We start from the raw sequence: 18,257 nt of genomic DNA, 5'->3' as shown, positions 1-18,257 counted from the left end.
AATCAAATCGAAATAAAGATATTTTCCACAGACGTAAAAAACTAATAGCTACAATAAAAGGTATAAAGCTTATAAATCTGCTTTAAACTAAAGCATAGTTAACACATTGAAAAATTAATAATAAGCAATTACTAACAAAAGAAATGTGGTTAATACTATACTTTTACACAATATCATCCTCAACACATTTAACAGCAAAAGAATGATTACTTTGTCTGATATATGGGTTATAAAATCTGAAGCATCTGGCCATTATTATAGTTAAACCATTCAATATAAAAATAGTGAGCATAACACCCGTTATGCTCACTATTAGCTATATGTTGACTAGTTAGCCAGACACGACTATTACATCATGCCGCCCATGCCACCCATACCGCCCATGCCACCCATATCAGGAGCAGCAGGTTTATCTTCCGGTAATTCGGTAATCATGCAATCAGTAGTCAGCATCAGACCAGCGATAGAAGCAGCATGCTGCAAAGCAGTGCGGGTAACTTTAGCCGGATCCAGTACACCCATTTCCAGCATATCACCATACTCACCAGTACCAGCGTTATAGCCGTAGTTACCAGAACCATTCAGCACATTGTTTACTACAACGCTTGGTTCATCACCGGCATTGGCAACAATCTGGCGTAATGGTGCTTCAACTGCTTTCAGTACGATTTTCACCCCGGCTTCCTGATCGGCATTAGCACCTTTCAGGTCTTTAATCGCAGCACGGGCACGCAGCAGGGCAACACCACCACCGGCTACAACACCTTCTTCTACCGCAGCACGGGTAGCATGCAGGGCGTCATCCACGCGATCTTTTTTCTCTTTCATTTCAACTTCAGTAGCAGCACCAACTTTAATTACTGCCACACCGCCGGCCAGTTTAGCCACGCGTTCCTGCAATTTTTCTTTATCGTAGTCGCTGGTAGCCACTTCGATCTGTTTGCGGATTTCAGCAACACGTGCTTCAACAGCAGCCTTGTTACCCAGCCCGTCAATCACAGTAGTATTTTCTTTACCAACTTCTACACGTTTAGCCTGACCTAAGTCTTCCAGAGTGGCTTTTTCCAGAGACAGACCAACTTCTTCAGCAATAACAGTACCACCTGTCAGGATAGCAATATCCTGCAACATGGCTTTACGACGATCACCAAAGCCCGGAGCTTTAACAGCAACGGTTTTCAGGATGCCGCGAATGTTGTTTACTACCAGAGTAGCCAGAGCTTCACCTTCAACGTCTTCAGCAATAATCAGCAACGGACGGCTGGTTTTTGCCACTTGTTCCAGCACAGGCAGCAAATCGCGGATGTTAGAGATTTTTTTATCAAACAACAAAATATACGGGCTGTCCAGACCGGCAATCTGTTTTTCTACATCAGTAACAAAGTAAGGAGACAGGTAGCCGCGGTCAAACTGCATACCTTTAACAACTTCTACTTCATTTTCCAGTGATTTGCCGTCTTCAACAGTGATCACGCCTTCTTTACCCACTTCATTCATGGCTTTGGCAATGATTTCACCGATAGATTCATCTGCATTGGCAGAAATAGAAGCAACCTGAGAAATTTCTTTAGATTTCTCCGGAACCGGTTTAGAAATATTTTTCAGTTCGGCAATAACAGCTTCAACAGCTTTATCGATACCGCGTTTCAAATCCATCGGATTCATACCGGCAGTAACGTATTTCATGCCTTCAGTAACAATAGCCTGAGCCAGAACAGTTGCCGTAGTGGTACCGTCACCAGCCACGTCATTGGTTTTAGAAGCCACTTCTTTAACCAGCTGTGCGCCCATATTTTCGAATTTGTCTTTCAATTCTACTTCTTTAGCAACAGACACACCGTCTTTAGTGATGTGTGGTCCGCCAAAGGCACGATCCAGCAGCACGTTACGACCTTTAGGGCCTAAAGTTACTTTTACTGCTTCAGCCAATACATTGACACCAGCAACCATTTTCTGACGGGCTTCGTCAGAGAATTTCACGTCTTTTGCTGCCATTTGCAACTCCTAATCTTTAATAATTAATTACGCAATAAAATTAAATTTCTGGATAAATAATTTATTCAACGATACCGAAAATATCTTCTTCGCGCATTACCAGCAACTCTTCACCGTCTACTTTAACAGTCTGGCCGCTGTATTTTCCGAAAATTACTTTATCGCCAACTTTAACATCCAGTTTCTGACGGTCACCGTTTTTCAGCAGTTTGCCATTACCTACGGCAATTATTTCACCCATATCAGGTTTTTCAGCAGCAGAACCGGGTAACACAATACCAGAAGCAGTTTTTTCTTCAGCTTCCAGACGTTTTACGACAACGCGGTCATTCAAAGGACGAATAGTCATATTATCTTCTCCACATCTTTAGTGCCCGAGGCACAGCAAAGTTGGTTAATACAAACCCGCATTTTCAGCGGGGCGTAAATATAAATTTATTCGCTACTTAAAGTAAGGCTGGCTTGCTGCAATTCAAGAGTAAGTAAAATAATTTTTTTCCTTACTCTTACAAATACTTAGCAAATTTGACAAATTATCTTAGTGATTACAGACAGATAGCTGCAATTACAAGCAGATCTCCTGCATCCCGTTTCAACCGATAAATTAATTTGAGACAGAGTAAATATATTACCTCAGCCCGCCGGACAGATTCCGGACACAGGTAACACATCAAGGAAAAAGATAGTTTATCTGCTAATTACAGATAAACTGTTTTTTGCATAATATTAAGTATATACCAGATTAAAATATAAGCGGTGAAATGCCAAATAATGCTGATTAACTTAATTACCAGAATTATTTTACCAAACTCTGAAAATCAGAATTTCAATTTACAGAGGGGCTTATTTTCTTTCAAATCTGGTATCAATCTGAGCTGATAACGTTTCGCGGGCACGTGCAATACGTGAACGCACTGTACCTACCGGACAGCCTAATTCCTGAGCGATTTCTTCATAAGTCAGACCATTTATCTCTGATAAAATAATCGGCTGACGCAGATTGGCCGGCAATTGATTAATTGCTTCATCAACAGCATCAATCAGCTCACGATTAAGTAACAAATCCTCCGGAGTCTGATAATCTGACAAATGTTCCAGTACATCAGTTTCATCTCCGTCCTCATCCATAATCTCAGTAATCATTTGCGGTTCACGTCCGTAAACAGCTGCCATAGACTTAGCCGTATTCATACCGATACAGCAAAGCCACGTATAAAACTGACTTCCGGCACGAAATTGCGGCATAGCTTTATAAGCTTTAAGAAATGTTTCCTGTACCACATCCAGCGTCGTTTGCTCATCATGAGTAAAACGATGCAGAAAGTGTTTTAAACGACGCTGATACTTTCTGACCAGCAAACTAAAAATCTGAGCATCACCCTGCTGAGCCCTTCGCACCAACACCTGCTCTTCCACCTGCCGGGTAGAATCATCATGCATTTTATTATCCTCTAGTCATTATTGTTGTTGCATCAATCAGCAGCTGAATCTGCGATAAATCTAGTATCAGCCTTAAAGTTTTACAGCCTTAGAGGCAAATCCTCTATAATTGGCATCCATCCGTCAGTTACACCTCTGTCAATATCAATAGCAACATTAATAACAGCGGCACACTGATTGTCTGAGTCACATAAAACCGGCCAGACAGTACGCATAAAAGGAGGGATCTTCCTTTCTTGTAATAATTTTCTAACTTTTTTTCTTCCTCCTCTCAGAACAATAGTATCTTCATTATCTGCCTGACGCACTATCCACGCAGCATCAGTTTCCGCCAAACCAAAAGGATGCCGGTTCCATTGCAGATAACGGGCAGTAACCAGTTTCTGACTGGACACCGGTAACAATCCATACCAGTGCCACTGCCCGCTTACATCATACTTATCAATCCATAATCTGGAATCATAATAGACCACACGCGCATGCGGTAAAGCCCATTGTGCACCAGTTTTGCTTTCCATCAACTGTCGTGCAAATTCTGTTAGAGCCGCAGACGTAGACATTCCCAAACAATGCTTTTGCGCAAATAAACGCAATTGCTGCCGACGGCGTAATTCACTTAAATTACGCCATAAAGGTATCTGAAACCCCTTTTGCTGTGCATGCAGCATAGTCCAGTCAGCTTCAGCTATTTCATTCAATAAGCTCAGTTCATCCTGTAAACGTTCTACTGCCGCTTCTATCTGGGTATCCAGATGTGGCAGATGTTTGCGCCAGTATGGCAAACCGTCCAGACGCAGCCAGTTGCGTAAATAGGCACAATTACTATTACTGTCATCTTCAATATGCCCAAGTCCTGCGGCATCTGCATATGCCTTGAGCTGTTGCCGGGAAAAATGCAATAGCGGACGCCAGATAACAGTATGTTCAGTTAATGAACGTATCGCCGGCATAGCTGAAAGTGAACGTAAACCGCCTCCGCGCAGAGCCCCCAAAAAAAAGGTTTCAATTTGATCATTTCTGTGATGCGCCAATACTACTGCATCAGCTTCACTATCAGCATAAACCTGATAACGTGCTTTGCGTGCAGCCGCTTCTATACCCTCTCCTGCTGTACGCACATTTACCCTGACAATCTTCAACGGGACAGACCACGATGCGCATAACTGCTCACAAAATACCGCCCATTCATCTGCATATCTGCTTAAACCATGATGCACATGAATTGCTGATATATGCACCGGAAGACTATCACGCAATTTCGTTAACGCATGTAACAATACCACCGAATCCAGCCCGCCGCTGAGACCGACTGCTAAAATACAACGGCCAGCCATAGAGGCTGACCATTGTTGTGTAATATTGTCACATAGTTTACTTACCGCTGAACTGACCATAACTCATCAGACGATCAAAACGCCGGGTTAGTAATGTCGACAACTGTTTGTCTTTAGCATCTTGCAGCTGACGGGTAAGCACCGATTTTACCCGCTGCATAATTTCCGGATAATTACGATGCGCTCCTCCCAGAGGCTCCTCAATCACAGTATCAATTAATTTTAAATCATGCAGGCGTTTAGCAGTAATCCCCAGAGCCTGAGCAGCTTCCGGAGCTTTTTCTGCGGTTTTCCATAGAATAGATGCACACCCTTCAGGTGAAATCACCGAATAAGTCGAAAATTGCAGCATATTGATGTAATCACCAACAGCTATTGCCAGCGCTCCGCCTGAACCGCCTTCACCAATTACCGTACAGATAACCGGTACACGCAGCCGTGCCAGCTCGTATAAATTACGGCCGATGGCTTCAGACTGCCCTCTTTCTTCCGCTCCGATGCCCGGATAAGCTCCCGGTGTATCAATAAAGGTTAGCAGAGGTATTTGAAATTTTTCTGCCAGCTTCATCAGGCGCAGAGCCTTACGGTATCCTTCGGGCTTAGGCATACCAAAATTACGGCGAATTTTTTCCTTGGTATCACGGCCTTTCTGATGACCAATAACCATTACGCTTTCACCATTAAAGCGTGCCAAACCGCCAACAATAGCAGCATCGTCAGCAAATGCACGATCCCCGTGCAATTCTTCAAAATCTGTACACAGAGCATCAATATAATCTAAGGTATACGGACGCTGTGCGTGACGGGATACCTGCGAAATTTGCACCGGCGTCAGTTTGGCAAAAAGATTTTTGGTTAAATCGTCGCTTTTCTTTTTCAGGCGCGCGATTTCTTCGGATATATCCACAGCCGATTCATCCTGTACAAAGCGCAATTCATCAATTTTCTGTACCAGTTCAGCTATAGGTTGTTCAAAATCCAAAAAAATCTGTTTCATTGTTAAAATATCCGCAAAAACATGTATCAGCTATGATACGCGAAGAAATGAAGCTATGCAGCCCTTATTAATAAAAACCTGATAGCACAATTATAGATTACAATAATAACAATATGATTTATATAATATAATTATAAAAAAACATCTCTACAGCCATCTGCGCATCCGAATCATACTTTACCATTTTCTATCAATTTAAACAGATATAGCAACAACTTAAATCACATGCCTCAGCAGCAATGCTAATTAAATAAACATCCGATAACAAGCAGATTCGAAACACTATATACGCAACAAATATGCATTAACAGCTTGCCAAGACTAGGAATTACCCACTAAAATTAGCGATTTTCTGTTATCTTGGCAGAATAAAATTACTTCGATTTTTTCACTAAGGAATACACTATGGTAGTTATCCGTTTGGCTCGCGGTGGTTCTAAACACCGTCCTTTCTATAACATTGTCGTAGCAGACTCTCACAACCGTCGTGACGGCCGCTTTATCGAACGCGTTGGTTTTTACAATCCTGTTGCCAATGAGAAACAGGAACGCGTACGTCTGAGCGCAGACCGTCTGAACCACTGGATTGGTCAGGGCGCGCAATTAAGCGAAGCTGTTGCCAAGCTGGTTAAAGAACAAAAGGCTGCGGCCTGATTTAGCAGTAAAGCAAATGAATAGTACACAGCCACAATGGGTAGCAATGGGCTATATAAAAGGTGTGTTCGGAGTAAAAGGCTGGGTGAAAGTCCATTCTGATACTGAATATACCGATAGTCTGCTCGACTATCCGCAATGGCAGCTGAGTAAAGATGGCCAGATTAAAACTGTAAGCATAGCCGAAAGTAAAATCAGCGGCGATGAATTACAGGTAAGATTTGACGGCATAACCGATCGTGACAGCGCAGCATTACTGCGCGGCTTTACCATCGAAATAGACCGCGCCAGCTTTGCCGAAACCGATGACAATGAGTATTACTGGACAGACCTGATCGGAATGCAGGTACATAACCGTACACAGGAAAATCTGGGAACTGTCAGTTCATTAATGCAAACCGGTGCGCATGACGTACTGGTAGTAGATGGTGCTTTTGGCCGTAAACTGATTCCTTTTGTCTCACAGTACATTGATGAAGTTAACTTGCCTCAACAGCAAATTGTTGTTGACTGGGGCAGTGATTACTGATGCACATTCAGGCCATTACCCTGTTTCCAGAAATGTTTACCGCCCTTACCGGCAGTGGCGTAACCGGTCGTGCATTACAAAAAGGTATATGGGAATTTGCTACCATTAATCCGCGCCAGTTCGCTGATAACCCGTTGGGTTATATTGATGACCGGCCGTTTGGTGGTGGTCCGGGAATGATTATGATGGCTCCGCCCTTACAGGCAGCCATTGATACAGCCAGACAGACTTGTCCCGAAGGACGACTGATTTATATGAGTCCGCAGGGCAAGCCACTGAATCACGCACAGACAGCAAATCTGGCCAGAGAAAAAGCTTTGATTGTACTGTGCGGCCGCTATGAAGGTATTGATGAACGCATCCTGACCAGCAACGAAGTAACCGAAATCAGTATTGGTGACTTTGTGGTTTCCGGCGGTGAATTGCCGGCAATGATGTTAATGGATGCAGTAATCCGTTTGTTACCCGGCACACTTGGCGATACACGCTCAGCAGTAGAAGATTCTTTTGCCAATGGTTTACTTGATTGCCCACACTACACCCGTCCGGTAGAATTTCGTCAGCAGACAGTTCCCGACGTTTTACGTAGCGGTAATCATGCTTTAATCGCACAGTGGCGATTAACTCAGGCGCTCAGGCGCACACTGACACGCCGTCCAGATTTACTGGCCGATCGTGAATTAACCCCAGAGGAATCCAGACTCTTGCAGACGATCAGACAAGAGGAACGGGATATCCCATTATAATAGGAAGCTTAATATGAACTTAATTCAACAATTAGAGCAAGAAGAAATCGCTCGCCTGAATAAAGAAATTCCGGCTTTTGCACCAGGTGATACCGTGGTTGTTTCTGTACGTGTTACTGAAGGTAGCCGTACCCGTTTACAGGCCTATGAAGGCATTGTAATCGCCCGTCGTAACCGTGGTCTGAACAGTAACTTCATCGTTCGTAAAATTTCCAGCGGTGAAGGTGTAGAACGTACATTCCAGTTATATTCTCCAGCCGTTGAAAAAATCGAAGTTAAACGTCGTGGTGATGTACGTCGTGCCAAACTGTACTACCTGCGTGGCTTAACCGGTAAAGCTGCCCGCATCCGTGAAAAACTGCCGGCTCGTAAAGCCTAAGCAGTATTTACAATTACTATTAGCTGCCTGCGGCAGAGCTAATACTCAGGTCGAATCATCAGATTCGGCCTTTTTCTTTATGTTTTCGGTCAAACTGGTAAAACAGAAAATGTCAGAACTTTTAAATAGCATGAAATAATCAATAAATACTTATTGAAATAGTGTTATATAAAAAATACTGAATAGATAATTGAATTTTTAAAAATTAATTTCTCTCACAGAAACAATCCAAATCTGTGAATGCCAGCCACGCCTATCCTCTCCTCTGCTCACAAACTCTAATAATTTACACAGCGGCAAAAGGTGAAAAATGTTAAAATTATCCGGTTTTTGGTTTACTCCACCCTAATTTAACTTGCTTTGTCTTACCCAAAGGAAACACACCAAATGAGCCAGTCCCTGAGTTATCGTGATGCCGGTGTTGATATTAATGCTGGTGATTCTTTGGTTGAAAGAATTAAACCATTTGCTAAGCGTACCATGCGGCCTGAAGTATTAGGTGATTTGGGCGGATTTGGTGCTCTGGTTGAAATCAGCCAGAAATATCGCCACCCGGTACTGGTTTCCGGTACCGATGGTGTAGGTACCAAACTGAAACTGGCCTTTGAATGGGATCAGCACGACACCGTAGGCATTGATCTGGTAGCTATGAGTGTCAATGATATTCTTGTGCAAGGGGCAGAACCATTATTCTTTCTGGATTATTTTGCCTGCGGCAAACTAGATGTTGAACGTGCCGCCGCTGTTATTAAAGGCATTGCAACCGGTTGTGAACAGTCCGGATGTGCACTAATTGGTGGTGAAACTGCAGAAATGCCGGGCATGTATCCCGATGGCGAATATGATCTGGCCGGCTTTGCAGTTGGCGTTGTAGAAAAAGAACAGGTAATTAACGGACGCAGCATTGTTGCAGGTGACGTTGTATTAGGTCTGGCTTCAAACGGTATTCACTCCAATGGCTACTCACTGGTTCGTAAAATCATCGAACGTGCCCAGCCGGAGCTTGACGCTGAATTTAATCAGGGTAAAACATTGCGTCAAGCAATCATTGCCCCGACCCGGCTTTATGTAAAACCTATTCTGGCGGCACTAAAACAATTTACCATCAAAGGTATGGCTCATATTACCGGTGGCGGTATCAGTGAAAATGTACCCCGCATTCTTCCTGAAAACACCGTGGCCGCCATTGATTCTCAATCATGGCCATTGCCCAAACTTTTTCAATGGCTGCAACAAGCTGGAAATGTAGAAACTCAGGAAATGTACCGTACTTTTAATTGCGGTATTGGTATGGTTTTGGTGGTGAATGCAGAAGATGCAGATGCGATACAGAAATTTTTGCAGCAACAAGGCGAAACTGTTTATCAGATTGGTCGTATTCGTTCTCGTCAAGGGGACGAACATCAAACCCAGATAAATTAAAGGATAATTTTGATAACTGATTTAAATTTATAAATTTTCAGGTTAAGAATATTTTTTTTAGTAATACTATAAACTTATAAACACAGGCAGCCACGTCTGGCTGCCTATTTATTATGTCATAATAAATATTACAAATGATATATTAACGCCTGCAAATTTTCTTAGAAGCGCTGTAACTGCCATCATTACATACAAATTTTGTACCGGCACAATGGGAAATACCCCCTTTTTTACCAGAACATGGTTCACGACCTCTGGCATTAGCTGGGTTAAATACACTAAACATAAAAATAGCAGCACTAAAAGCTAAAACCCAATTTTTCATTGCTTCTCCTGTTATTTATCTTTAATAAGTAAATTTATTATAATTAAATATTAAAATTAAATGCAATTTATGCATATATTAATATTTGATTTTAATCAAACATGTATATATTAAATATTAAAATCTATTTATGAAGATTGATTATTAAGAAAATAATAGAATCAGTTAGTTGAAATAATAATAGCTTATATTTTTTAAAAACTGTAATAATTAAATATAGCCTTTTGCCAACATCAGTTGATTGCCGGCAAAAGGCATATCATCGTTTATTTCGTCAATAATGCAGGAAGTAGCCTTTCAATCCATTGACGCAGTAAAATCAGTTTGCCATGAAAAAAATGGCCGGAACCGGGTACAACCAATACAGGTAAGTCCTGCCCTTCAGCCCAGTTCAGACTGTTCTGCAGCGGTACCACTTCATCCTTTTCACCATGAATCAGTAATGTAGTAGCCGGATTATAGGCACTGGGTGCATCAATGGTATACATACCTATAGCCGGACCCATCAGCAATAAAACATCCGGTCTGGCAGTGAGCGCGCTGAACAAGGCTACATAGCCACCAAAAGAAAAACCGGATAATACCAGTTTATTAACTTCCGGATGCTGAGCACGGGCAAAGTCAACCACGGCAAGGCAGTCCGCCACTTCACCGCGACCATAATCATGCTCTCCTTCGCTATTACCCACGCCACGCAAATTAGGCAGATAACAGTGAAAACCCATTCCTGTAAGTGCTTTTGCTGCTGTCTGAACCACTTTATTGGTATTCAGTCCGCCTTGTAAAGGATTGGGATGATTAATTACAGCCACACCACATGCAGTACCCTGCGCAGGTAAATAAATAGTTTCAAGCCGTCCTGCCGGCCCGTTAATCCAGATGTTCGGTTGTTGCTTCAGCATCAGATTTACTCATTACTTTCAGGTTTATCCATTAACAATCGGGTAACAACACGATCGTTTGCCAGTTCTTCATCCAATATTTCCTGCAGGTCACTTTCGTCTACATAGGTATACCAGCGCCCCTGCGGATAAAGCACCATAACCGGCCCTTCATCACACCGGCCAAGGCAGCCGGCACTACTGATACGCAGCTTACCTACTCCCATCAGCCCCATAGCCTTAGCATGACCTTTGAGATAATTAACTGCATCTGCACCAACATCATCGTCTCCACAGCTCTGACGACACGGATTATCTCGGCGATTGGTGCAGACAAAAAGATGTTTAGCATAATAACTCACGGGTTTTCCTTTATTCTTTGTTTCTGTTCACACCGGCAATATCCATTTTGCCAGTATGAAATATTTAATCATTAAATGTCAGCACACGATTACTGTGTGATTGCTGAGCTTTAATTGAAGCCAGCATAGCAGGCAAATCCAGATTAAATTCAATTGCACGCTGTGCAGCCCGTTTTTTCAGTTTATCCCAGTCACGTACTGAAGGTGGCTGCTGAAAGGCCAGTACGGCAATATTGCCATGAGTTTCAGCCGGCACCATTAGTACTCTGTTGTCAAATACACTACGCAACCGGCGTACAAAACTCTGAAACCGCTTGTCACCCTGCCACCAGTTAGTAACAAAGATGCCATGCTCACTCAGTGCCTGACGGCAATCCTCAAAAAAAGGTTCAGCAACCAGACTGTCAATAATCTGCTCACCATCAAAGCCATCAACCAGAATGATATCTGTATTTCCTCGCAGTATCTTGATGTATTCGGCACCGTCGTCTTCAATAATTTCGAATTTTTCGCCCTCAAATGGCAGCTCAAACATACTACGGGCAATGCTGATAACCTGAGGGTTGATATCGACAGCAGTCTGACAGGTATCAGGCAGGTAAGCATCTATCCAGCGTGCAAATGAACCACCGCCCAAACCTATTTGGGTAATATGCCGGGGCATACTGTCGGCAAACAATAACCATGCCATCATAGCCCGGCTATACGATAGCACCAGTTCTGCCGGATCATCGACATTCATAGAACTTTGTATAGTAGACGTACCCAGATGGAGAGAGCGTATATTGCCTGACTCGGATATGCCTACTTCGGGTAACTCATAGTGCGCAGGACGTAAACGACGATAGGGGTGTTGTGGCATAGTAATTTCCGTCATCAGATAACAATAAAGTAGCAATTGGCCGGATGGCTAATATGCAGTCTGATAATATTCAATATCAGATTAGCAGTAAACCGTTTAAAAATAATATTAGCCTCACTGATAAGACTGGAATAAACAGCAAATACAGTGAGGCCAGTTGGTGGTGTATTATATAGTTATAACAGATTTTTTGTTTTATAAAGTATTATGTCACTTTAGATAGCAAATGGTTTATTGAATCAATTTTCTGGTACTGCAACCTATAAATCCGGTGTTTCCATTTGAATTGCTGAATCACAAACTATCTATCATGAGATTTGTAATATCCAAAGAGTAATTTAATAACTATCTATGTAGTAAGATTTAACAAGTACAGATACAGAATAAGGTCAATGGACTGATTATTAATGCGTTATCAGCAAAATCTCAAGCAAAGCACAATCCGATAATGGTGCTCTAAATCAGCAATAAAAGCAGGCAAACCATCTCTACTACTCAATATTCCTGTCGGAAAGAGTATGAGCTGATATACATAGGATGATACTGGCAGGACCGCTTGCCTGCCATTCATAATATTTTATGCTCCGGCAATCAGATGCAGAGCTTCTTCATATTTAGCCAGTGTTTTGGCAATTATGTCTGCCGGTATATGTGGTGCCGGTGGTTGTTTATTCCAACCGGACTCTACCAGCCAGTCACGAATAAACTGTTTATCGAATGAAGGCGGATTGCTACCAACCTGATAGCTGTCTACAGACCAAAAACGGCTGGAATCCGGGGTAAGCACTTCATCCATAAGCGTCAAAACACCATTCTCATCCAAACCGAATTCAAATTTGGTATCGGCAATAATGATGCCTTTACTGCGAGCATAATCCGCGGCTTCTGAATATAGCTTAATCGCCTTAGCACTTACCTGCTCTGTCAGTTCTTCTCCCAGCAGAGAAGCACATTGTGACAAACTGATATTTTCATCATGGTCGCCTACAGCAGCTTTACTCGAAGGAGTAAAAATTACCTCTGGTAACTGTTCAGCTTCCCGTAATCCGGCTGGCAATTTAATTCCGCAAACAGCTCCGGTTTGCTGGTAATCACGCCAGCCACTGCCAGAAAGATAACCGCGAACAATAGCTTCTATTTTCAACGGGCTTAATTTTTTTACCACAACTGCCCGTTTGGCAATTTTGTCAGCCTGCTGGCGTGGCAGCACATCATAAACTGTTTCACCAGTAAAATGGTTAGGCATAATATGTTGCAGTTTTTTAAACCAGAAATTGGATATCTGGGTAAGAATTTCGCCTTTTCCTGTTATAGGTTCAGGTAAAATTACATCAAAAGCCGATAAGCGGTCTGTAGCTACCATCAGCATGCGTTTCTCGTCAATTGCATACAAATCGCGTACTTTACCCGAATATATTTTTTCCAGCGCCAGCTCAGTCATCATCTACCTCTATTCAAGCGGTTAATCGCCAATATAATATACCTGTGCAAATCAATAACCTTGTGCTAAGGTAATCATTGTGCAACAAATGTTAGCAGCCAATGATTATTTTAACCGATATTGCAATACAACAGACAGTCTGTTTGCCGTACTGCAAGGGTTAAGCCGGTTGCTGATGTTAAATCGTAGATAAATTCCACGCCAATTGGAAGGAGAATTGCCATGGCTGATTTTGATTCACAAAAAAAAGATTTAATGAAAGAAGTACGTTCTGTACTGGATGAAGTTGAAGATTTATATGAAAACGCCGGCGACAACGGGTCTGATCAGGCCAAAGCATTGAAAGATCAGTTTCGTAAAAAACTAAGCAATACCAAATCCAAACTGTGCGATATCGAAAGTACACTGGCAGAAAAAGCCCGTGCTACAGCAGAACGCACTGATGAGCTGGTACATGAACAACCATACTATGCTATGGGTGTTGCTGCCGCAGTCGGCTTTCTTGCCGGAGTGTTGCTGGGACGTTGCAGACACTAAACAACTTACGGCATAAGTTCATTCAGGCAATCTGGTCTGACGATCGGTTGCCTGAATATAATTTACTTTTTAACGGATAATATACCATGAGTATAGGCAATCTTGGTCGTGACCTGCGCCAGCTGAAAATCTGGCTGACTTACGGCACTGAGTTATTATGGATTCGCTTACGTATGCTGCGTCTGGATGCGATTGTCCAGCTGCAAAGTATTATTGTACTGATGGTACTTGTTGTACTTGCCGGAGTAATGTTTTTTCTGGGATTTATCAGTTTATTATTCGGTCTGAATACTGTACTTTCCCCTCAGGCTAAAGTATGGGTATTTTTTGGTCTTGCCATTCTGTTTTTACTTTTGATTCTGCTTCTGACTATATTAATTATTAAATTGTTACGCAAGCAAAGCCAGTTTATGACAAAAACACTGGATGCAATGAGTGAAGATCTAAGCTATCTCAGACACACCGGCAAGCATGAAGCCAATGGAGAACACAGACGACCATGAGTAAATCCGATAAGTTGAATATCGCACAACAACGCGAATTGCTGGACATACAGGCACAAGGTACGAGATTAAAATTACTCGCAGAGCAGCTCAGGAATGGCGATAATACCCATAAATCACGTTTATGGCAGCGCTCGCTGAATATTGTGGATAAAATTCCAGCAGGAGGTTTAGCACTTAAGCTGGCAAACAAACCCAAACGCTGGCGCAACAAGCTGCTGGTGGGTGCAGTAATAACCGCGGCTACTCTGATAGCCAATAAAATTAGCCGCAATATACGTTAAAATACAACAGATAATAAAGATAAAGCCTCTTATCAGCAAATAAGAGGCTTTTATTTATAAAACCTGAATGAACTTAGATTCCACGCAGCAAATCATTAACACTGGTTTTAGCACGGGTTTTGGCATCTACCTTTTTGACAATCACTGCACAATACAGGCTATGGCTGCCATCTTTCGCCGGTAGACTGCCTGAAACCACAACAGAACCGGCTGGTACCCGACCATAAGTGATTTCACCGCTTTCACGGTCATAAATTTTAGTAGACTGACCAATAAATACACCCATCGAAATTACACTGCCCTCTTCGACAATTACCCCTTCAACAATTTCAGAACGGGCGCCGATAAAACAGTTATCTTCAATAATTGTTGGTGCTGCCTGTAAAGGTTCCAGTACACCACCTATGCCTACCCCGCCACTCAGGTGAACATGTTTACCAATCTGAGCACAGGAACCTACCGTTGCCCATGTATCAACCATCGTACCTTCATCAACAAATGCACCAATATTAACAAATGAAGGCATCAGTACTACATTTTTACCAATATGACTGCCGGCACGTACTACTGCACCCGGAACTGCACGGAAGCCTGCCTGCTGAAAATCTGCGCCAGTCCAGTTGGCAAATTTAGTAGGTACTTTATCAAAATAGCGATTGACTGCATCATCTGCCAGTACATTGTCACTAATCCGGAAAGACAGCAATACTGCTTTTTTGACCCATTCATTTACCAGCCATTGATTACCCTGTTTTTCAGCCACACGCAGATGTCCGCTGTCCAGTTGCTGTAAAGTTTCAGCTACAGCTTCCTTTACTTCGGCAGTTACAGAAGCCGGAGTAATTTCCGCGCGGTTTTCAAAAGCAGTTTCAATTACTTGTTGTAAAGACATACAATATTCCTATAATCAATAATTCAGTTCCGGATTATCAAGGGTATAACACCATTATCTGCCAGTATCTGTGGTTTGAAAGAGTCTGGCTGTGTCAGTGAACGCGGATTAAACTTATGCAGACAAGCTGCAAATTCCGCATAAGGAATTTTACGGGCACCGAAGCTGGCTAAGTAGTCAGTGTAAACCTGACAATCTATCAGCGGTACACCCTGTTGCTGCAAATAATGCACGGCATGCACAAAAGCTATTTTGGAAGCATCCGAAGCATGAGCAAACATGGATTCACCATAGAATATCTGCCCAATCAGCACGCCGTATAAGCCTCCAGCCAGAATAGTATTGCCATCTGTATCCCGATACCAGCATTCAAATGAACAAGCATACTGCTGCTGATGTAACGAATAGTAAGCCTGCTGCATTTCTGCGCTCAGCCATGTACCGTTCTGCCCGGGGCGCGGCGTTTGGGCGCAGTTGGCAATCACCTGCCGGAAAGCATAGTTCATGGTCACGGCATAAGGCTTATTGCGCAGATTTTTCGCCAGAGAACGACTGACTTTCAACTCTGCCGGAAATAGTACCATCCGCTGCGCAAAAGACCACCACATAATAGGCTCATCAGGTGAATACCAAGGGAAAATACCCTGCCGGTATGCAGCCAGTATTCGGGCAGGAGATAAATCGCCGCCAACAGCCACCAATCCGTCACGTTGTTGCTGTGCAGTTTCAATATCTGGAAAATCCAGATTATTCCTGCTCAGAACCGGAACACGTAAGCGGTATTCAGGCTGATTCATATTTGAATATCCTGCCCTTTATTTCAGTTTCAGAGATATTTATTGTCAAACTGCTGGCACTCAGTGCATACACCATACATATATAAGGCATGGTCAACAATACGGTAGCCGTTATCATCAGCAATCTTCTTTTGCAGCTTTTCAATTTCTTCACTGCAAAATTCAGTTACCTTACCGCATTTAATACATACAAGATGATCATGATGACCGCCGCGATTTAATTCATATACGGCTTTACCGGTTTCAAAATGATGGCGTAACAGAATATTGGCCTGTTCAAACTGGGTAAGCACTCGATAAATGGTGGCCACACCGATTTCCACGCCTTCATCAAGCAGGCGCCGGTATACATCTTCTGCACTCATATGCAGTTCAGGCTGGGCTTCAAATAGCTCCAGAATCTTCAGTCTGGGGCCAGTAACCTTTAAACCGTTATCTTTTAATTGAGCTACATTGCTATTCATGATGCTTATTTCACCACTAAGTAATAATACTCGCTATAATACGCACTTTTAAGGCAATTGCCCACTGGGTGTCATACAATGTCGCCATCGCCATTGCTAACTGTTTCGTCCCGGATCAGAGGTATCAGTATGAAAAAAATATACTGCCTGCTGGCAGTGGCCGTTCTAGGCCTGAGCGCATGCTCCACAGCAAAACTGACACAAATTCCGTCGTACAAACTGAAAATTATTCAGGGTAACGAGCTGGACCAGAATGTTGTGAACTCTTTACAGCCCGGTATGAGCCGTGAACAAGTACAAATGCTGCTTGGCACTCCTTTACTCCGTGATCCGTTTCATGCCAATCGCTGGGATTATCTGTTTGTTATAACCCGTGCCAATGAAATTCAGGAAGAGAAGAAGCTGACTCTTTACTTTGATGCCAACGGAAAACTGATACATGCCGAAGGTGATGCTTTAACTGCTCAGCCTGTACCTGTAACGGAGTAAAACATGTCTACATCACGTTTAAGAATTGCTGTAGCCGGTGCCAACGGGCGTATGGGCAGAGCTCTTATTCAAAGCATAAGTCAGCGCCAGGATTGTGTTCTGAGCGGCGCACTGGAACACGACGCTTCCCCGGCTATCGGTCTAGATGCCGGATTTGCCATCGGTCTTGAGCTGGGCGTTAGTATTTGTCACGACCCGGAAAAAGTACTGGACAATACCGATGTATTGATAGATTTCAGCAAACCGGAATCCACACTGAATAATCTGGCTATCTGTGAACGGCTTGGTGTCAATGATGTTATCGGCACGACCGGTTTCGATGAAACAGGTAAACAACGCATTGCCTCAGCCGCTGAAAAAATTGGCATTGTATTTGCCCCTAATTTCAGTGTAGGTGTCAACCTGACCTTTGCTCTGCTTAATACCGCTGCCCGAGTATTAAATGAAAGCTACGATATTGAAATTATCGAAGCACATCATCGCCATAAAGTTGATGCTCCTTCCGGTACTGCTCTGCGCATGGGAGAAGTAATTGCCGATGCACTAGGTCGTGATTTAAAAACCTGTGCCGTTTACGGGCGCGAAGGACATACCGGAGCGCGTGACCCGCAGACAATCGGCTTTTCAACTATCCGCGCTGGTGACATTGTCGGCGAACATACGGCATTGTTTGCTACTGATGGTGAACGCATAGAAATCAGCCATAAAGCCTCCAGCCGTGCTACTTTCGCTAATGGTGCTGTCCGGGCGGCAGTGTGGCTGCGTCAGCATCCGCACGGTCTGTTTGATATGCAGGATGTACTTGGTCTGAAATAAAGCTATCTTACTAACACAGTAAACAGGGTTAGCTATTAATCTGGCTAACCCTGTTTATTTTAGACATTTTAGAACTAAAAATGGTATAGAATTAATTATATTTTCAAT

General features: G+C 43.0%; 23 protein-coding genes. 10 read left to right on the top strand and 13 right to left on the bottom strand.

The genetic code is table 11. The features are described 5' to 3' along the window. Positions 1 to 348: 348 nt before the first annotated feature. The 5 genes from groL to H3U73_RS01710 all read right to left on the bottom strand — a co-directional run bounded on the left by groL (position 349) and on the right by H3U73_RS01710 (position 5,766). Positions 349 to 1,995 carry a chaperonin GroEL gene (gene groL, locus H3U73_RS01730; protein ID WP_100125841.1) on the bottom strand — a complete coding sequence of 549 codons (1,647 nt, stop codon included), beginning with the start codon at positions 1,993 to 1,995 and terminating at the stop codon, positions 349 to 351. 61 nt (positions 1,996 to 2,056) lie between these two features. Continuing rightward, complete coding sequence (gene groES / locus H3U73_RS01725) at positions 2,057 to 2,344, bottom strand: co-chaperone GroES (protein ID WP_025331149.1); 288 nt, start codon at positions 2,342 to 2,344, stop codon at positions 2,057 to 2,059. 494 nt (positions 2,345 to 2,838) lie between these two features. Next, the gene (locus H3U73_RS01720) at positions 2,839 to 3,435 is read right to left on the bottom strand and encodes a sigma-70 family RNA polymerase sigma factor (RefSeq protein ID WP_078475141.1); all 597 of its coding nucleotides are present in this window, start codon (positions 3,433 to 3,435) and stop codon (positions 2,839 to 2,841) included. Between the two features lie 80 nt (positions 3,436 to 3,515). Further along, a complete protein-coding gene (gene tilS, locus H3U73_RS01715) occupies positions 3,516 to 4,829 on the bottom strand; it encodes a tRNA lysidine(34) synthetase TilS (protein ID WP_198189911.1) in 1,314 nt (437 codons plus the stop codon). Next, on the bottom strand, positions 4,807 to 5,766 hold the full coding sequence (locus H3U73_RS01710; RefSeq protein ID WP_174833787.1) for an acetyl-CoA carboxylase carboxyltransferase subunit alpha: 960 nt from the start codon (positions 5,764 to 5,766) through the stop codon (positions 4,807 to 4,809). The genes tilS and H3U73_RS01710 overlap by 23 nt, the downstream gene beginning before the upstream one ends. Positions 5,767 to 6,171: 405 nt before the next feature. Between H3U73_RS01710 and rpsP the strand changes: the two genes are divergently transcribed. From rpsP to purM, 5 genes are all read left to right on the top strand, one after another. Beyond that, positions 6,172 to 6,420, top strand: a complete 249-nt coding sequence (rpsP, locus tag H3U73_RS01705) for a 30S ribosomal protein S16 (protein ID WP_025331153.1) — start codon at positions 6,172 to 6,174, stop codon at positions 6,418 to 6,420. A 16-nt stretch (positions 6,421 to 6,436) separates the two neighbouring features. Then, positions 6,437 to 6,949, top strand: a complete 513-nt coding sequence (gene rimM / locus H3U73_RS01700) for a ribosome maturation factor RimM (RefSeq protein WP_078475139.1) — start codon at positions 6,437 to 6,439, stop codon at positions 6,947 to 6,949. Beyond that, complete coding sequence (trmD, locus tag H3U73_RS01695; RefSeq protein ID WP_025331155.1) at positions 6,949 to 7,695, top strand: tRNA (guanosine(37)-N1)-methyltransferase TrmD; 747 nt, start codon at positions 6,949 to 6,951, stop codon at positions 7,693 to 7,695. The genes rimM and trmD overlap by 1 nt, the downstream gene beginning before the upstream one ends. Before the next feature lie 13 nt (positions 7,696 to 7,708). Further along, positions 7,709 to 8,074: a 50S ribosomal protein L19 gene (gene rplS / locus H3U73_RS01690; RefSeq protein WP_025331156.1), complete on the top strand. Its 366-nt coding sequence runs from the start codon at positions 7,709 to 7,711 to the stop codon at positions 8,072 to 8,074. A gap of 387 nt (positions 8,075 to 8,461) precedes the next feature. Continuing rightward, the gene (gene purM / locus H3U73_RS01685; protein ID WP_198189910.1) at positions 8,462 to 9,496 is read left to right on the top strand and encodes a phosphoribosylformylglycinamidine cyclo-ligase; all 1,035 of its coding nucleotides are present in this window, start codon (positions 8,462 to 8,464) and stop codon (positions 9,494 to 9,496) included. A gap of 142 nt (positions 9,497 to 9,638) precedes the next feature. On the opposite strand, the gene H3U73_RS01680 is transcribed toward purM, so the two are convergent. From H3U73_RS01680 to H3U73_RS01660, 5 genes are all read right to left on the bottom strand, one after another. Beyond that, positions 9,639 to 9,821, bottom strand: coding sequence for a hypothetical protein (locus tag H3U73_RS01680; protein WP_025331158.1), 183 nt, complete (start codon positions 9,819 to 9,821; stop codon positions 9,639 to 9,641). Between the two features lie 266 nt (positions 9,822 to 10,087). Continuing rightward, positions 10,088 to 10,723: an alpha/beta hydrolase gene (locus tag H3U73_RS01675; protein ID WP_198189909.1), complete on the bottom strand. Its 636-nt coding sequence runs from the start codon at positions 10,721 to 10,723 to the stop codon at positions 10,088 to 10,090. 5 nt (positions 10,724 to 10,728) lie between these two features. Then, positions 10,729 to 11,064, bottom strand: a complete 336-nt coding sequence (locus H3U73_RS01670) for a ferredoxin (RefSeq protein WP_084552030.1) — start codon at positions 11,062 to 11,064, stop codon at positions 10,729 to 10,731. 64 nt (positions 11,065 to 11,128) lie between these two features. Then, the gene (locus tag H3U73_RS01665) at positions 11,129 to 11,926 is read right to left on the bottom strand and encodes a polyamine aminopropyltransferase (RefSeq protein ID WP_198189908.1); all 798 of its coding nucleotides are present in this window, start codon (positions 11,924 to 11,926) and stop codon (positions 11,129 to 11,131) included. Positions 11,927 to 12,503: 577 nt separating this feature from the next. Then, complete coding sequence (locus H3U73_RS01660) at positions 12,504 to 13,367, bottom strand: phosphoribosylaminoimidazolesuccinocarboxamide synthase (RefSeq protein WP_025331162.1); 864 nt, start codon at positions 13,365 to 13,367, stop codon at positions 12,504 to 12,506. A 222-nt stretch (positions 13,368 to 13,589) separates the two neighbouring features. Here H3U73_RS01660 and H3U73_RS01655 point away from each other — a divergent pair, with 222 nt between their 5' ends. From H3U73_RS01655 to H3U73_RS01645, 3 genes are all read left to right on the top strand, one after another. Further along, on the top strand, positions 13,590 to 13,904 hold the full coding sequence (locus H3U73_RS01655) for a YqjD family protein (RefSeq protein ID WP_025331163.1): 315 nt from the start codon (positions 13,590 to 13,592) through the stop codon (positions 13,902 to 13,904). An 86-nt stretch (positions 13,905 to 13,990) separates the two neighbouring features. Then, on the top strand, positions 13,991 to 14,407 hold the full coding sequence (locus H3U73_RS01650; RefSeq protein WP_198186292.1) for a phage holin family protein: 417 nt from the start codon (positions 13,991 to 13,993) through the stop codon (positions 14,405 to 14,407). Then, positions 14,404 to 14,691, top strand: coding sequence for a hypothetical protein (locus H3U73_RS01645; RefSeq protein WP_084553029.1), 288 nt, complete (start codon positions 14,404 to 14,406; stop codon positions 14,689 to 14,691). The genes H3U73_RS01650 and H3U73_RS01645 overlap by 4 nt, the downstream gene beginning before the upstream one ends. 73 nt (positions 14,692 to 14,764) lie before the next feature. Here the strand turns inward: H3U73_RS01645 and dapD are convergent, their stop codons facing one another. From dapD to fur, 3 genes are read right to left on the bottom strand one after another with little or no spacing between them, the layout of a single operon-like run. Next, positions 14,765 to 15,583: a 2,3,4,5-tetrahydropyridine-2,6-dicarboxylate N-succinyltransferase gene (gene dapD, locus H3U73_RS01640; protein ID WP_198189907.1), complete on the bottom strand. Its 819-nt coding sequence runs from the start codon at positions 15,581 to 15,583 to the stop codon at positions 14,765 to 14,767. Between the two features lie 23 nt (positions 15,584 to 15,606). Beyond that, the gene (aat, locus tag H3U73_RS01635; RefSeq protein ID WP_198189906.1) at positions 15,607 to 16,380 is read right to left on the bottom strand and encodes a leucyl/phenylalanyl-tRNA--protein transferase; all 774 of its coding nucleotides are present in this window, start codon (positions 16,378 to 16,380) and stop codon (positions 15,607 to 15,609) included. Between the two features lie 29 nt (positions 16,381 to 16,409). Next, positions 16,410 to 16,844, bottom strand: a complete 435-nt coding sequence (gene fur / locus H3U73_RS01630; RefSeq protein ID WP_025331168.1) for a ferric iron uptake transcriptional regulator — start codon at positions 16,842 to 16,844, stop codon at positions 16,410 to 16,412. 129 nt (positions 16,845 to 16,973) lie between these two features. On the opposite strand from fur, the gene H3U73_RS01625 reads away from it, so the two are divergent. After that, positions 16,974 to 17,333, top strand: coding sequence for an outer membrane protein assembly factor BamE (locus tag H3U73_RS01625; protein ID WP_025331169.1), 360 nt, complete (start codon positions 16,974 to 16,976; stop codon positions 17,331 to 17,333). 3 nt (positions 17,334 to 17,336) lie between these two features. Continuing rightward, a complete protein-coding gene (gene dapB / locus H3U73_RS01620) occupies positions 17,337 to 18,149 on the top strand; it encodes a 4-hydroxy-tetrahydrodipicolinate reductase (RefSeq protein ID WP_198189905.1) in 813 nt (270 codons plus the stop codon). The last annotated feature ends 108 nt before the right edge of the window (positions 18,150 to 18,257 follow it).

This window comes from Snodgrassella sp. W8124 (genome assembly GCF_016100875.1).
GTDB classification, from domain to species: Bacteria; Pseudomonadota; Gammaproteobacteria; order Burkholderiales; family Neisseriaceae; genus Snodgrassella; species Snodgrassella alvi.
The sequence above is the reverse complement of the archived record's forward strand: the minus strand, read 5'-3'. Positions and strand labels throughout refer to the sequence as shown.